The 14,506-nt window shown below is 66.1% G+C and carries 14 protein-coding genes; 5 read left to right on the top strand and 9 right to left on the bottom strand.

What is annotated here, in order from left to right; translation table 11 throughout:
* Positions 1 to 73: 73 nt before the first annotated feature.
* From WT26_RS16895 to WT26_RS16905, 3 genes are all read right to left on the bottom strand, one after another.
* Positions 74 to 1,267, bottom strand: a complete 1,194-nt coding sequence (locus tag WT26_RS16895) for a branched-chain amino acid ABC transporter substrate-binding protein (protein WP_069273327.1) — start codon at positions 1,265 to 1,267, stop codon at positions 74 to 76.
* 268 nt (positions 1,268 to 1,535) lie between these two features.
* Positions 1,536 to 2,516 (bottom strand): 4-hydroxy-3-methylbut-2-enyl diphosphate reductase, encoded by a 981-nt coding sequence (gene ispH, locus WT26_RS16900; RefSeq protein ID WP_011352949.1) that lies wholly within the window; start codon positions 2,514 to 2,516, stop codon positions 1,536 to 1,538.
* A 2-nt stretch (positions 2,517 to 2,518) separates the two neighbouring features.
* The gene (locus tag WT26_RS16905; RefSeq protein WP_059531733.1) at positions 2,519 to 2,974 is read right to left on the bottom strand and encodes an FKBP-type peptidyl-prolyl cis-trans isomerase; all 456 of its coding nucleotides are present in this window, start codon (positions 2,972 to 2,974) and stop codon (positions 2,519 to 2,521) included.
* A gap of 135 nt (positions 2,975 to 3,109) precedes the next feature.
* Here WT26_RS16905 and radC point away from each other — a divergent pair, with 135 nt between their 5' ends.
* The 4 genes from radC to nadB all read left to right on the top strand — a co-directional run bounded on the left by radC (position 3,110) and on the right by nadB (position 6,310).
* A complete protein-coding gene (gene radC, locus WT26_RS16910) occupies positions 3,110 to 3,862 on the top strand; it encodes a RadC family protein (RefSeq protein WP_069273328.1) in 753 nt (250 codons plus the stop codon).
* A gap of 281 nt (positions 3,863 to 4,143) precedes the next feature.
* Positions 4,144 to 4,377, top strand: coding sequence for a 50S ribosomal protein L28 (gene rpmB, locus WT26_RS16915; RefSeq protein WP_004186391.1), 234 nt, complete (start codon positions 4,144 to 4,146; stop codon positions 4,375 to 4,377).
* Positions 4,378 to 4,394: 17 nt separating this feature from the next.
* Positions 4,395 to 4,562, top strand: coding sequence for a 50S ribosomal protein L33 (gene rpmG / locus WT26_RS16920; protein WP_006478046.1), 168 nt, complete (start codon positions 4,395 to 4,397; stop codon positions 4,560 to 4,562).
* A gap of 161 nt (positions 4,563 to 4,723) precedes the next feature.
* Positions 4,724 to 6,310 (top strand): L-aspartate oxidase, encoded by a 1,587-nt coding sequence (gene nadB / locus WT26_RS16925; protein WP_059531727.1) that lies wholly within the window; start codon positions 4,724 to 4,726, stop codon positions 6,308 to 6,310.
* Positions 6,311 to 6,402: 92 nt separating this feature from the next.
* On the opposite strand, the gene nadC is transcribed toward nadB, so the two are convergent.
* The 6 genes from nadC to purN form a co-directional block, all read right to left on the bottom strand.
* A complete protein-coding gene (gene nadC, locus WT26_RS16930) occupies positions 6,403 to 7,287 on the bottom strand; it encodes a carboxylating nicotinate-nucleotide diphosphorylase (protein WP_069273329.1) in 885 nt (294 codons plus the stop codon).
* A complete protein-coding gene (nadA, locus tag WT26_RS16935; RefSeq protein WP_059665211.1) occupies positions 7,284 to 8,420 on the bottom strand; it encodes a quinolinate synthase NadA in 1,137 nt (378 codons plus the stop codon). The genes nadC and nadA overlap by 4 nt, the downstream gene beginning before the upstream one ends.
* 179 nt (positions 8,421 to 8,599) lie before the next feature.
* Entirely contained in the window at positions 8,600 to 9,793 is a 1,194-nt protein-coding gene (locus WT26_RS16940; protein ID WP_027786669.1) for an acyl-CoA desaturase, read from the bottom strand.
* A 192-nt stretch (positions 9,794 to 9,985) separates the two neighbouring features.
* Positions 9,986 to 11,344 (bottom strand): mechanosensitive ion channel family protein, encoded by a 1,359-nt coding sequence (locus WT26_RS16945; RefSeq protein ID WP_069273794.1) that lies wholly within the window; start codon positions 11,342 to 11,344, stop codon positions 9,986 to 9,988.
* Between the two features lie 18 nt (positions 11,345 to 11,362).
* Positions 11,363 to 12,637 (bottom strand): RsmB/NOP family class I SAM-dependent RNA methyltransferase, encoded by a 1,275-nt coding sequence (locus WT26_RS16950; RefSeq protein WP_069273330.1) that lies wholly within the window; start codon positions 12,635 to 12,637, stop codon positions 11,363 to 11,365.
* Positions 12,634 to 13,296 carry a phosphoribosylglycinamide formyltransferase gene (gene purN, locus WT26_RS16955; RefSeq protein ID WP_059727602.1) on the bottom strand — a complete coding sequence of 221 codons (663 nt, stop codon included), beginning with the start codon at positions 13,294 to 13,296 and terminating at the stop codon, positions 12,634 to 12,636. The genes WT26_RS16950 and purN overlap by 4 nt, the downstream gene beginning before the upstream one ends.
* A gap of 122 nt (positions 13,297 to 13,418) precedes the next feature.
* On the opposite strand from purN, the gene WT26_RS16960 reads away from it, so the two are divergent.
* Complete coding sequence (locus tag WT26_RS16960) at positions 13,419 to 14,411, top strand: bifunctional riboflavin kinase/FAD synthetase (protein ID WP_059531713.1); 993 nt, start codon at positions 13,419 to 13,421, stop codon at positions 14,409 to 14,411.
* Positions 14,412 to 14,506: the final 95 nt, after the last annotated feature.

Consider the following 14,506-nt stretch of genomic DNA (forward strand, 5'->3'; position numbering starts at 1 on the left):
CGGCCGGACCTGCCGCCGGAGCGGATACAAAAACGGCACCGCACTGTTGCCGGTGCCGTCATGAGTCCCGTCGCTAAATCGTCACGACATCGAGGACGGTGTTCGTGGCCTCCTTGAAGTCGTAGAGCGTAATCGCCCCCTCTTTCAGATCGCCGTTCGGCGCGAATACGATGTGACCGATCACCCCGCGGTAGTCGGTCGACGGCATCGCAGCCAGCACCTTGGACGCCTCGATCGAGTTGGCGCGCTTCATTGCATCGACGATCACGTAGACCGCGTCATACGTGAACGGCGCGTAGATCTGCACCGGCGTGTGGAAACGGTCTTCATACTTCTTCTCGAAGTCCGCCCCTTTCTCCATTCGCGACAGGGCGAGCCCCGCCTGCGAACAGACCAGGTTCTGCACCGCGTTGCCCGCGAGCTCGACCACCTTGTCGGTACACACGCCGTCGCCGCCAAGGATTTTTGCTCCGATACCGAGCGCCATCGCCTGCTTCGCAAACGGGCCGCCCGTCGCGTCCATGCCGCCGTACATGATGACGTCGGGATGGTCACGCTTGATCTTCGTCAGGATCGCCTTGAAGTCCGTCGCGCGGTCGTTGGTCGCTTCGCGCGCGACGATCTGCGCGCCCGCTGCCTTGACGGTCTTCTCGAATTCGTCGGCAAGCCCCTTGCCGTAGGCGGTCGCGTCGTCGACGACCGCGAAGCGCTTCGCGTGAAGCGCATGCAGCGCGTAGCTGGCGAGCGCAGGGCCTTGCTGCGCGTCCGTCGCAACGACGCGATAGGTGGTCTTGAACCCCTGCTTCGTATAAGCGGGGTTGGTCGAGGATGGTGAAATCTGCACGATGCCTGCGTCGCTGTAAATTTTCGACGCCGGGATCGACACCCCCGAATTGAGGTGCCCCACCACGGCCACGACCCGGTCGCCGACCAGCTTCTGTGCAACTTGCGTGCCAACCTTCGGATCGGCTGCGTCGTCCTCGGCGACCAGTTCCAGCCGCACCGGGTGCGCGTCGATCGTCAGGCCAAGCGCGTTGATTTCCTCGATCGCCAAACGTGCCCCGTTTTCCTTGTCCTTGCCGAGATGCGCGATGCTGCCCGTCAACGGGGCAGCATGACCGATCTTGACGACGCGCACGCCGCTGGCTGGCGGTGCCGCGAACACCGCAGCCTCCCTCCCCGCCCCGTCGTCGCTCTTTTTGCTGCAGCCGGAAAGCATTGCAACCGGTGCGGCGACGGACACGGCGTAAGCCAACTTCACATGCATCGAATGGTCTCCCGCGCCTTGCCAAAACCCGATTTCAAAGCCATTCAGGCCTGAAAACGGGCGCATTGTAACTCCATTTATAGGACGCCAATAATCCTGATTCGATGGGGTTTTCCTGCATTGCAACCAATTTTGAGACAAGGGCCGGGCGGTGAATAGCAACCCGGTTGCACCATCTGCGGGAATGTCGGTTGCGATTGCGGTTTCGAGGTGAAAAAAAAGCGCGCCGGGAGGCGCGCTTCGGTGTACCGCAGTGTTGTAGGGCGGGTCAGGCGGCGGGCGGCAGGTTCAACCCGCGCGGCAGCGGAAACGACACGTTTTCCTCGATGCCGTCGAGCGCCCGGACGTTGCGCACACCGAGCTCGCGCAGGCGCGCGATCACGGCCTGGGCGAGCACTTCGGGTGCCGACGCGCCGGCCGTCACGCCGATGCGGCGCTTGCCTGCGACCCATGCCGGGTCGATCTGGTCGGGTGCATCGACCATGTACGCGTCCACGCCGCGCTTCTCCGCCACTTCGCGCAGGCGGCTCGAATTCGAGCTGTTCGGGCTGCCGACGACGATCACGACATCGCATTGCGGCGCCATGAACTTCACGGCGTCCTGGCGGTTCTGCGTCGCGTAGCAGATGTCCTGCTTCTTCGGCTCGCGGATTTTCGGATACTTGGCCTTCAACGCGCCGATGATCTCGGCCGCATCGTCGACGGACAGCGTCGTCTGCGTGACGAGCGCGATGCGCTCGGGATCGGCGAGCTCGAGCTTCTGCACGTCCTCGACGCTCTCGACGAGATGCATGCCGCGCTCGACCTGCCCCATCGTGCCTTCGACTTCCGGATGGCCCTTGTGGCCGATCATCACGATGTCGACGCCGTCCTGGCGCATCTTCGCCACCTCGACGTGCACCTTCGTGACGAGCGGGCAGGTTGCGTCGTAAATGCGCAACCCGCGCACGTCGGCCTCGTCGCGCACGGCCTTCGACACGCCGTGCGCACTGAAGATCACGGTATTGCCGGCCGGCACTTCCTCGAGTTCCTCGACGAAGATCGCGCCTTTCTTCTTCAGATCCTCGACCACGTACTTGTTGTGGACGATCTCGTGACGAACGTAGATCGGCGCACCGTGCATCGCGATTGCGCGCTCGACGATCTCGATCGCGCGATCGACGCCCGCGCAGAAACCGCGCGGCTGGGCCAGCAGGATTTCGGCATCGGCTGCGACGGTCTGCCCGGACAGCGTATCGGTGGTGCTCATGATTACAGGATTCCGATGATTTTCACTTCGAACGTGAGCGCTTGGCCCGCGAGCGGATGATTGAAGTCGAACAGTGCCGAGGTCTCGCCGACTTCCTTCAGCACCCCCGCGTACCGGCCGCCGTCCGGCGCATTGAACTCGATCAGTTCGCCCGGCGTGAAATCGTCGCCGACCATCCCGTTCTCGCGCAGCGTCGACAGCGTGACGCGCTGGAGCATGTCGGGATTGCGGGGACCGAACCCCTGATCGGGCGTTAGCTGAAAAGTCGAATGGTCGCCGACCCTGAGCCCGATCAGAATCTGTTCCAGCGACGGCGCCAGTTGCCCCGCGCCGAGCAGCAGCGTGGCCGGCTTGTCGGTGAAGGTGTTGACGATGTCGGCGCCGTCGGCCAGTGCCAGCCGGTAATGCAACGTGACGTGGGAACCGGGCTTCACTTCGGATAGATCGATGAGGCTCATGAATTACTCGTTCGGTCGGCGCCCGATACGGCCGAAAGGCCCGGCGCAAAGCCAATATTGTAAGTCACCTGAGCGCGCAAGGCGGAAAGTGCGACGACGTTGCACAGGCCTGCCCGCCACAATGGAGAATCAACCATGCCGCAATCATTGTCGCCCCTCCCCGAATGCCGCGCCGCCGACGCCCGGCCGCGCGCGCCCGGGCAGCCCAAGCGCGGCGCGGCGCGCGCGAAACGGCCCGAGCGGCCGCGCGAGCGATTGCTGGAGCGCGGGCCGGCCGCGCTGACCGACGACGAACTGATCGCCCTGTTGCTCGGCACCGGCGTGCCCGGCCACAACGTGTTCGACAGCGCGCGTGCGCTGCTCGAACACTTCGGCAAGTCGCTGCGCGGGCTGCTCGACGCGACTCCGGACGATTTCCGCGGCCGCCCCGGCATCGGCGACGCCCGGATCGCCCGGCTGTCCGCGGTCGCGGAGCTCGCGCGGCGCGCGCTCGCGGAGAAGGCGCGCGAGCATCTGCTGATCGATTCGCCCGGCGCGGTCGAGGACTACCTGCGCCTCGTGATCGGCGCGCGCCCGTACGAAGTGTTCATGACCCTGTACCTCGACGCGCGCAACAGGCTCGTCGACACCGAGGAAATCACGCGCGGCTCGCTGACGCGCATGGCCGTCTACCCGCGCGAGATCGTGCGCCGCGCGATGGTGCACAACGCGGCGGCACTGATCGTCGCGCACAACCATCCGTCGGGCGCGGTGCAGCCGAGCGCGGAGGATCGTCGCCTGACCCGCGTGCTGCACGACGCGCTCGCGCTCGTCGACGTTCAGCTGCTCGATCATGTCGTCATCGGCGCGACCGAAACGTTTTCGTTCGCGCGCGCCGGCTTGCTGTAAACTGCGTCGGACCGCGCAGGCCGGCCCGCGGGAGCCCGCCAGCAGACGGACTCCGTCGGACGACTCACGCGCGCCACGACGGCACGACGAAATTAGGTTTGATTTTTCTGAACTTTTTCTGCTAGAATCGCCGTCTGTCTTTTTTCCAACCAGTTCTAGCCATCGAAGGGCCTTGTCTGTAAGGGCTTCGGCGTTCTGAGTGCAGCCATGGATCACGTGGCGGTACGATGGAACCTTCATCGGCGATCGAACCCCGAATTTAGCGTATTAGGAGTGCTCTCATGGCACGCGTATGCCAAGTAACTGGGAAAGCGCCGATGAGCGGCAACAACGTTTCCCACGCCAACAACAAGACGAAGCGCCGCTTCCTGCCGAACCTGCAAAACCGCCGGTTCTGGGTGGAGAGCGAAAACCGCTGGGTGCGCCTGCGCGTCTCGAACGCCGGCCTGCGCCTGATCGACAAGAACGGCATCGATTCCGTGCTCGCTGACCTGCGCGCACGCGGCGAAGCCTAAGCCCAAGGAGCACAATCATGGCAAAAGGCGCACGCGACAAGATCAAGCTCGAGTCGACCGCTGGTACGGGTCACTTCTACACGACCACGAAGAACAAGCGCAACATGCCGGAAAAGATGGCGATCAAGAAGTTCGATCCCGTCGTCCGCAAGCATGTGGAATACAAAGAAACCAAGATCAAGTAATCTCCGGTTTCTGCCAGCCTGACGGCGACCGAAAAGCCCCGCACATGCGGGGCTTTTTGTTTTGCGCGCACGCTCCGGCGCGACGCGGTATGCTCTCCCCTTTCCGCGGCTACGGGCCGCCGGAACGCACAAGATCAAAAGCGTAACGATGGAGATGCAGCATGAAATTCGACGTGGCGATCGTCGGCAGCGGCCTGGCAGGGCTGTCGGTCGCACTCAACCTGGCCAGCACGCGACGTGTCGCGCTGATCGCGAAACGTTCGATGATGGAGGGGGCAAGCGATAACGCGCAAGGCGGCATCGCGGCCGTCCTCGATTCGGCGGACAGCATCGAGAACCACGTCGACGACACGCTGGTCGCCGGCGGCGGGCTGTGCGACGAAGGCGCGACGCGCTACATCGTCGAGCACGGCCGCGAAGCGATCGAATGGCTGATCTCGCAGGGCGTGCCGTTCACGAAGGACGATGCGGCCGAGCTCGGCTTCCACCTCACGCGCGAAGGCGGCCACAGCCACCGCCGGATCATCCACGCGGCCGACGCGACCGGCCATGCGGTGCTCGCGACGCTGTCGGCGCGGGCGCGCCAGCATCCGAACATCACGTTCTTCGAAAACCACCACGCGATCGACCTGATCACGTCGGACCGCCTCGGCCTGCCCGGCCGCCGCTGTCACGGCCTGTATGCACTCGACGTCGACAACGACCGGACGATCACGATCGAGGCGCCGCATACGGTGCTCGCGACCGGCGGCGCCGGCAAGGTCTACCTGTACACGACGAACCCCGACACCGCGACCGGCGACGGCATCGCGATGGCGTGGCGCGCGGGCTGCCGCGTGTCGAACATGGAATTCATCCAGTTCCATCCGACCTGCCTGTTCCATCCGTATGCAAAGTCGTTCCTGATTTCGGAAGCCGTGCGCGGCGAAGGCGGCCTGCTGAAGCTGCCCGACGGTACGCGCTTCATGCCCGCGCACGATCCGCGCGCCGAACTCGCACCGCGCGATATCGTCGCGCGCGCGATCGACTTCGAGATCAAGAAGCGCGGGATCGACTGCGTGTATCTCGACATCAGCCATCAGCCGGAAGCGTTCCTGCGCGAGCACTTCCCGACGATCCACGCGCGCTGCCTCGAATTCGGCATCGACATCGCGAAGCAGCCGATTCCCGTCGTGCCGGCCGCACACTACACGTGCGGCGGTGTCGTCACCGATCTCGCCGGGCGCACCGATCTCGCGGGCCTGTATGCGGTCGGCGAAACGTCGTACACCGGGCTCCACGGTGCGAACCGGCTCGCGAGCAATTCGCTGCTCGAATGTCTCGTGATCGGCCGCGCGGCGGCCGAGGCGATCGAGGCGGCCGGCTTCGACGCCGAAACGCCGGCCGCGCTGCCCGCGTGGGACGAAAGCCGCGTATCGGATGCGGACGAGGAAGTCGTCGTGGCCCACAACTGGGACGAGCTGCGCCGCCTGATGTGGAACTACGTCGGCATCGTGCGTACCGACAAGCGCCTCGAACGCGCGAAGCACCGGCTGTCGCTGCTGCGCGACGAGATCCAGGAGTACTACGCGAACTTCCGCGTGACGCGCGACCTGCTCGAACTGCGCAACCTCGTCGACGTGGCGACACTGATCGTGAAAAGCGCATACTCGCGCCGCGAAAGCCGCGGGCTGCACTACAGCCGCGACTGGCCGCACACGCTGCCGAAGGCGCTGCCGAGCGTGCTCACGCCGCGCTCGCGCCGCTGACCGCCACGCCGCTCCCGGCTGCGGCCCCATGAAAAAAGCCGCGGGCGTTTGCGCGCCAGCGGCTTTTTTTCGTCAGACGGTATGTCGCGCGGTCAGTCGACGATCCGCATCGAGTAGTCCGTCGCGCGCACGTCCTTCGTCAGCGCGCCGATCGAGATACGGTCGACCCCCGTTTCCGCGAACGCCCGCACCGTATCGAAATTGACGCCGCCCGACACTTCGAGCACCGCCTTGCCGTTCGCGACGCGCACCGCTTCACGCATCATGTCGAGCGTGAAGTTGTCGAGCAGCACCGACTGCGCGCGATGCGCGAGCGCCGTATCGAGTTGCGCGAGCGTCTCGACTTCGACCTGCACGGGCACGCCCGACTCCAGCGCGAACGCCGCGTCGAGTGCCTCGCCGACACCGCCTGCCGCTGCGATGTGGTTCTCCTTGATCAGGATGCCGTCATACAGCGCGAGACGCTGGTTCTCGCCGCCGCCGACACGCACAGCGTATTTCTGCGCGAGCCGCAGGCCCGGCAGCGTCTTGCGCGTGTCGAGGATCTTCGCGCGCGTGCCTTCGACGCGCTCGACGTAACGGCGCGTCGCGGTCGCGACGCCCGACAGCAATTGCAGGAAGTTCAGTCCGTTGCGCTCGGCCGTCAGCAGTGCACGCGCCGGCCCTTCGAGTTCGCAGACGGTCGAATCGGGCGTCATCCGGTCGCCTTCGCGATAGCGCCATTGCACGACGATCGCCGGATCGATGCGCGCGATCACGGCCTCGAACCACGGTACGCCGCACAGCACGGCTTCCTCGCGCACGATGATGCGCGCCCGGCGACGCCCGCCGGCCGGTACGAGCCGCCCGGTCTGGTCGCCCGTGCCGACGTCTTCCGCGATCGCATCGGCCACGTTGCGCGCGATCGCGTCGTCGAATGCCGCGCCGTATTGCGCACGGATCGCTTCGTAAAGCGGGGAAACGGCACTGGTCGTCATGCAGCCCCCACGTTCGCAAACAATTGCTGGTCGCGCTGCAGATCGCCGCTCGCCTGCACGCGCTTCTTGTGCGCCGCTGCGAAATCGAGCATCCGGTCGATCGGCAGACGTGCGCGCTCGCCGATCGCGGGATCGACGAAGATCTCGTTGTGACCGCGTTCGAGCACGTCGGCGAGGTTCGCGAGGCCGTTCATCGCCATCCACGGGCAATGTGCGCAGCTCTTGCAGGTTGCGCTGTTGCCGGCCGTCGGTGCGGCGATGAAGGTCTTGCCGGGCGCCGCAAGCTGCATCTTGTGCAGGATGCCGAGATCGGTCGCGACGATGAAGCGCGTCGCGTCGAACTTCACGGCTGCGTCGATCAATTGCGTCGTCGAGCCGACGACGTCCGCCTGTGCGACGACATTTGCCGGCGATTCGGGATGGACGAGCACCTTCGCGTCCGGATACTCGGCGCGCAGCAGGTCGAGTTCGATGCCCTTGAACTCGTCGTGGACGAGGCACGAGCCTTGCCACAACAGCATGTCCGCGCCGGTTTTCTTCTGGATGTAGCTGCCGAGATGGCGATCCGGCGCCCAGATGATCTTCTCGCCGCGCGCATGCAGGTCGGCGACGATCTCGAGGCCGATCGACGACGTGACCATCCAGTCCGCGCGCGCCTTCACGGCGGCGCTGGTATTCGCGTAGACGACGACGGTACGGTCGGGATGCGCATCGCAGAACGCCGAGAATTCGTCGACCGGGCAGCCGAGGTCGAGCGAACAGGTCGCATCGAGATCGGGCATCAGGATCCGCTTGTTCGGGCTCAGGATCTTCGCGGTTTCGCCCATGAAGCGCACGCCGGCGACGACCAGCGTCTGCGCGTCGTGATCGCGGCCGAAGCGGGCCATTTCGAGCGAGTCGGCGACACAGCCGCCCGTTTCGTCGGCCAGTTCCTGCAATTCGGCGTCGACGTAGTAGTGCGCGACCAGGACGGCCTTTTCACGCACGAGCAGCGCCTTGATACGTGCCTTCAGTGCAGCGCGCTCTTCGGCGGACGGTGCATCGGGCACCTTGGCCCATGCCTGCCCCACGCCGCACACGGTCCCTGCTGCGACGGGCCGATCGTATTCGACGGGTTTGATCGTCGATTGCATCTCCATATCTCCTGTCGACCAGAGTTAGCGCTTTAGCGCTTACTCTGGTCCCATGCTTCGCGGTCGACCAGAGTTAGCGCTTTAGCGCTTACTCCCGCCCCATGCTTTACGGTCGCCCAAAAGAAAAAACCCCGCCAACGCGGGGTTTTTGACGTCCTTAGATTCTAATCGATTTCGAATCAGGCGTAGCGGCGCAGGCGCGTCGCGAATTCCTGCAGCGCCTTGATGCCGCTTTGTTCTGCGCGATGACACCAATCCTGCAATTGCGCGAGAAGCTGTTCGCGCGATGCGGTCGAACGATCCCAGATCGCGGCCAGATCCTGGCGGAGCTGGAAGTACGTGTGCAGCTTCTGGCTGTTCGCGAAGATTTCCGGCAGCAGCTTCTTCTGCGGCTCGTCGAGGCCGTCGGCATCCTTGTGGAACCACTTGCGCGCGCCGCGCATCAGCTGGTACTTCTCGCCGCCGATTTCCTTCAGGTGCGCGAGCTCCTGGCGGTATGCGCGCTTCACGGCCTTGCCGTAGCGCGCCATCACTTCGTAGCGGTTCGACAGCACGGCCTGCAGCGTTTCCTGGTCGAGCACCGTCTTCGGCTTGTTCAGGCGCGGCGTCGGTGCGACCTTCTTCACCTTCGCGAGACCGAATGCCGACATGATGCGGATGTACATCCAGCCGATGTCGAACTCGTACCACTTGTTCGACAGCTTCGCCGACGTCGCGAACGTGTGGTGGTTGTTGTGCAGCTCTTCCCCGCCGATCACGATGCCCCACGGGAACAGGTTCGTGCTCGCGTCGGCCGAGTTGAAGTTGCGATAACCCCAGAAGTGACCGAAGCCGTTGACGACGCCAGCCGCCCAGAACGGAATCCAGACCATCTGCACGGCCCACACGGTCAGGCCGAGCACGCCGAACAGCGCGACGTCGATCACCATCATCAGGCTCACGCCGAGGATCGGGTACTTCGAGTAGATGTTGCGTTCGATCCAGTCGTTCGGCGTGCCGTGGCTGAACTTGCGCATCGTCTCTTCGTTCTTCGCTTCCGCGCGATACAGCTCGGCGCCCTCGAGGAACACCTTCCAGATGCCGCGCGTCTGCGGGCTGTGCGGATCTTCCTCGGTCTCGCATTTCGCGTGGTGCTTGCGGTGAATCGCGGCCCACTGGCCCGTCAGCATGCCGGTCGTCATCCACAGCCAGAGGCGGAAGAAGTGGCTCGCGATCGGATGCAGCTCGAGCGCGCGGTGCGCCTGGCAACGGTGCAGGTAGACCGTCACGCCGATGATCGTGACGTGCGTGACGGCGAGCGCGAACAGCGCGACCTGCCACCACGAAAAATGCAGGAGCCCGTGGGAAAGAAAATCGAGCAGGGAATTCAACAAGGCAGTTACCTGTGATGAGAGCGACGCCGGCCCGCGCCAAGCGTCAGAAAAATGAAAGCATACCGCGTGTAGACCAGAATTTTACTTCAACCGTTCCAAGTCTTTGTAAAAAATGAACATTTTCTTGCCTTGACGCAACGCCGGCAGTCCAGCGGCGGACTCCGCCGGCCCGGCGCTCCGCGTCTGGCCGGCTTACACGACCGCGCGGGCGGCCGTGCCGTCGCCGTCCTCGGCGCGCGTCGCCGCGAAGCCGTCGGGCAGCCCGACGACCCGCACTTCGCGCTGCGGGAACGGGATCGAAATCCCGTGCTCGCTGAACAGCCGCCAGATATTGCGGTTCACGGTCGAACGCACGCCGGACGTCCCTTTCGCCGAATCCTCGATCCAGAAACCGAGTTCCAGGTCGATCCCGTCCGCGCCGAAACTCACCAGATACGGGGTCGGAGCCGGCTCCGCCAGCACGCGCGGCACGTCCCTGGCCGCATCGGCGAGCAGCGCGAGCGCGTGCTCGACATCGCTGGTGTACGCAACCTGCACCGCGACCTTCGCGTAGCCGCGCGTCAGGTACGACGACTGGTTCTGCACGACGTCGGTGATCAGCTTCTCGTTCGGAATCAGCGTCTCGTTGCCGTCGAGGCCGCGCACGACCGTGTAGCGCGTGCGAATCTGCGTGACGATGCCCTGCAGCCCGCCGACGCTGATCGCGTCGCCGAGCCGCAGCGAGCGGTCGAGCAGGATGATGAAACCCGACACGTAGTTGCTGGCGATCTTCTGCAGCCCGAAACCGAGGCCGACACCCACCGCGCCGCCGAACACGCCGAGCACCGTCACGTCGATGCCGACCAGCGACAGCCCGATCAGGATCGCCGCGAATACCAGCAGCGCACGGCCGACCCGCGACAGCACGACCTTCAGGTTCGCGTCGAGCGTGCTTGCGCGCGTGAGGCGATCCTCGAGCACCGAGCCGAGCCACATCGCGACCATCAGCGTCACGCATACCCACAGCGCGCCGGAAATCACCGACAGCAGCGTGAGGTGCGCGTTGGCGACGCGGAACTGCACGCTGTCGAGCCAGCCCAGCACGTCGCGCTGAATGCCCAGCACGGTCAGCACCATCGCGGCCCACACGACGCTCGATACGATCTTCTCGACGATCGACAGCCACGCATGCGTGTGGCCGTCGCGCGCGAACACGCGCCGCGCGAAGAAGAACAGCACGTAGATCAGCCCGATGCCGAACAGCGGCACGAGCGCCAGCGACAGCAGCGACGTCGACATGAACGGGTCGAACGCGAGTTGCGCGGCGCCGACGAACACGCTGCCGAACAACGGAAACAGCGCACGCTTCAGGCTTTGCGCGCCCGCGCCGGGCGCGCGGCCAGCCGCCCGGCGGCGGGCATCGATGCGGCCGTGCACGAAGCGCGCGGTCACCCATGCGAAACACAGCGCGCCGACGAGGATCGCCGCCTGCCAGATCATCACCGGCTGGTGGAAGTCCCGGATCACCGACTCGAGGCGGCGCGACAACAGGCGGCTCTGCAGGTTCTGCATCATCCGTGCGGCCCGCCGTTACGCCTGCGCGGCCTGCCCGCGCCGTTCGAGGACCGCGGCGAAGAAACCGTCGGTCGCGTGACGGTGCGGCCACAACGACAGGTAGTCGCCGGTCTCGAGCGCGATGCGCTGGTCATCCAGCACCTTCTGCGCCGGCACCAGCACGAACTCGGGATGGTCGGCCAGGAACTGCTCGACGATGCGTTCGTTCTCGGCGTCGAGCACGCTGCAGGTGGCGTAGACGAGCCGGCCGCCCTTCTTCACCAGGCGCGCGGCGCTCGCGAGGATCGACGCCTGCTTCGGCGTGAGTTCATCGATCGCGGTGCGCGTCTGGCGCCACTTCAGGTCGGGATTGCGGCGCAGCGTGCCGAGGCCGCTGCACGGCGCGTCGACCAGCACGCGGTCGATCTTGCCGGCAAGCCGCTTGATCTTCGCGTCGTGCTCGCTGTCGATCAGCACCGGGTTCACGTTCGACAGCCCGCTGCGTGCGAGGCGCGGCTTCAGCTTCGCGAGGCGCTTCTCCGACACGTCGAACGCATAGAGGCGCCCGGTCGAGCGCATCATCGCGCCCAGCGCGAGCGTCTTGCCGCCCGCGCCCGCGCAGAAATCGACGACCATCTCGCCGCGGCGCGGCGCGACCAGCGAACACAGCAGCTGGCTGCCTTCGTCCTGCACCTCGATCGCGCCTTCCTCGAACAGCTTCAGGCGCGTCAGCGCCGGCTTGCCGACCACGCGCACGCCGAACGGCGCGAACGGGGTCGCGCCCGCGTCGATGCCGCTCACGCGCAGCGCTTCGATCACCTGGTCGCGGGTCGCCTTCTGCGCGTTGGCACGCAGGTCGAGCGGCGCCGGATAGTTCAGCGCGGCGGCGAGCTGCGCGAGCTCCTCGGCGTCGAAACGCTCCGACAGCGCCTGGTGAATCCAGTCGGGCAGGTTGGTGCGAATGCGCACCGGCAGGCTCGCCGGATCGATCTTCGACACGTGCTCGAGCCACGCGGATTCGGTGTCCGACAGGAACGGCTTCAGCGCATTGCGGCCGACCGTCTGCATCAGGCCGAGCAGCGTAAGGCGTCGTGCCGGCGTACCGGTGCCGCTCTCGGCGAGGTGCGAAAACTCCATTTTCCGGCGCAGCACCGCGAACACCGCCTCGGCGATCACGCCGCGTTCGGCATGCCCGAGCTTCGGGTGCGCGCGGAAGAACCGGCTCGTCGTCGCGTCGGCGGGGCCGGCGAACTTCAGCACCTCGGCCAGCAAAGTCTCGGTCTGGCCGATCAGGAATCCGTGCAGCTTCATACGCCCTCACTCGTTTCGGTATGCGGTTGATCCGCGAAAATCCAGCGCGCCGCTTCCGGCGCCACCACTGCACGGCCGTTCTCGAGGCGCAAACGGCCCTCGATGAACCAGCGCACCGCGCGCGGATACAGCACATGCTCGACCGCCAGCACCCGCTGCGCGAGCGCCGCCGCGTCGTCGCCCGCGCGCACGGGCACCGCGCCCTGCGCGACGATCGCGCCGCTGTCGAGCTCGGGGATGACGAAATGCACGCTCGCGCCATGCAGCGCGACACCCGCGTCGAGCGCCTGCTGATGCGTGTGGATGCCCTTGAAGCTCGGCAGCAGCGACGGATGGATGTTCAGCAACCGGCCCTCGTATCGTCTGACGAATGCGGGCGTGAGGATGCGCATGAAGCCGGCGAGGACGACGAGATCGGGCGAGAAACGGTCGATCTCGGCAGCGAGCGCCGCGTCGAAGCTGTCGCGGCCGTCGAACGACCGGTGGTCGACCACCGCCGTCGCCACCCCGTGCGATGCGGCAAAAGCCAGTCCGGCCGCGTCGGGCCGGTTGGCGATCACGGCGGCAATCTCGGCCGGCCAGCGTTCCTGCGCGCACGCGCGGACGATGGCCTCCATGTTGCTGCCGCGACCGGAAATCAGGATCACGAGTTTTTTCATCCGCGAATTTTACCATTCGCCCCCGCGTTTCCCGCCTTCTCGGCCGCCGGCCCGCCCGAACGTTTATAATCTTCTGCTTTGCGGCATCCCACCGCCCATTCCCCGACGCTGCATCCGCTATCGTGAAAGTCTTCCGCGGCCTGCCCAACGCCGAGAGCCGCGCCCCGTGCGCGCTGACGATCGGCAACTTCGACGGTGTCCATCGCGGCCACCAGGCCCTGCTCGCGCGCGTGCGCGCGGCAGCGGACGCGCGCGGCCTGCCCGTGTGCGTGATGACGTTCGAGCCGCACCCGCGCGAATTCTTCAACCCGGCCGGCGCACCGCCGCGCATCGCGATGCTGCGCGACAAGCTCGAGGCGCTGCGCGACCACGGGGTCGACCGCGTCGTCGTCGAGCACTTCAACCACACGTTCGCGAGCCAGTCGCCGCAGGCGTTCGTCGAACGCACGCTGGTCGGCGGGCTGCACACGCGCTGGATGATGGTCGGCGACGATTTCTGCTACGGCGCGAAACGCGCGGGCACCTTCGACACGCTGAAGGCGGCCGGCGAACAGTACGGCTTCGAGGTCGAGCAAATGGGCACGGTCGCGGGCAGCGACGGTACGCGCATCTCCAGCTCGGGCGTGCGCGCCGCGCTCGGCGCGGGCGATCTCGACGCGGCCGCGCAGGCGCTCGGCCACGGCTATGCGATCAGCGGCCACGTCGCGCACGGGCTGAAACTCGGCCGCGACCTCGGCTTCCCGACGCTGAACCTGCCGATCGCGCACAAGCGGCCGGCGCTCGCGGGCATCTTCGTCGTGCAGGTGCACGGCCTCGGCCCCACCCCGCTGCCGGGCGTCGCGAGCCTCGGGCTGCGCCCGACCGTCGACGATTCCGGCCGCGTGCTGCTCGAAGTCCACCTGCTCGACTGGCACGGCGACGCGTACGGCAAGCTCATCCGCGTCGAGTTCCTGAAGAAGCTGCGCGACGAGGCGAAATTCGACGATCTCGAGGCGCTGTCGCGCGCGATCGCGCTCGACGTCGCGAATGCGCGCGCGTACTTCATCGAGCGCGACCGTGCGCCGGGCAGCCGCGCCACGGGCTTCTCGACGTCGGCCACCGACCGAATTAGCTGATCCGGACGGCGGCGTCTGGCGCCGCACCCTCGCGCCGCTCACTCGCGCGCATCCCCGATTCACGACGCCCGAGCGTCTCCCGATTTAAGATAGCG

This window comes from Burkholderia cepacia (assembly GCF_001718835.1).
GTDB lineage: Bacteria > Pseudomonadota > Gammaproteobacteria > Burkholderiales > Burkholderiaceae > Burkholderia > Burkholderia cepacia_F.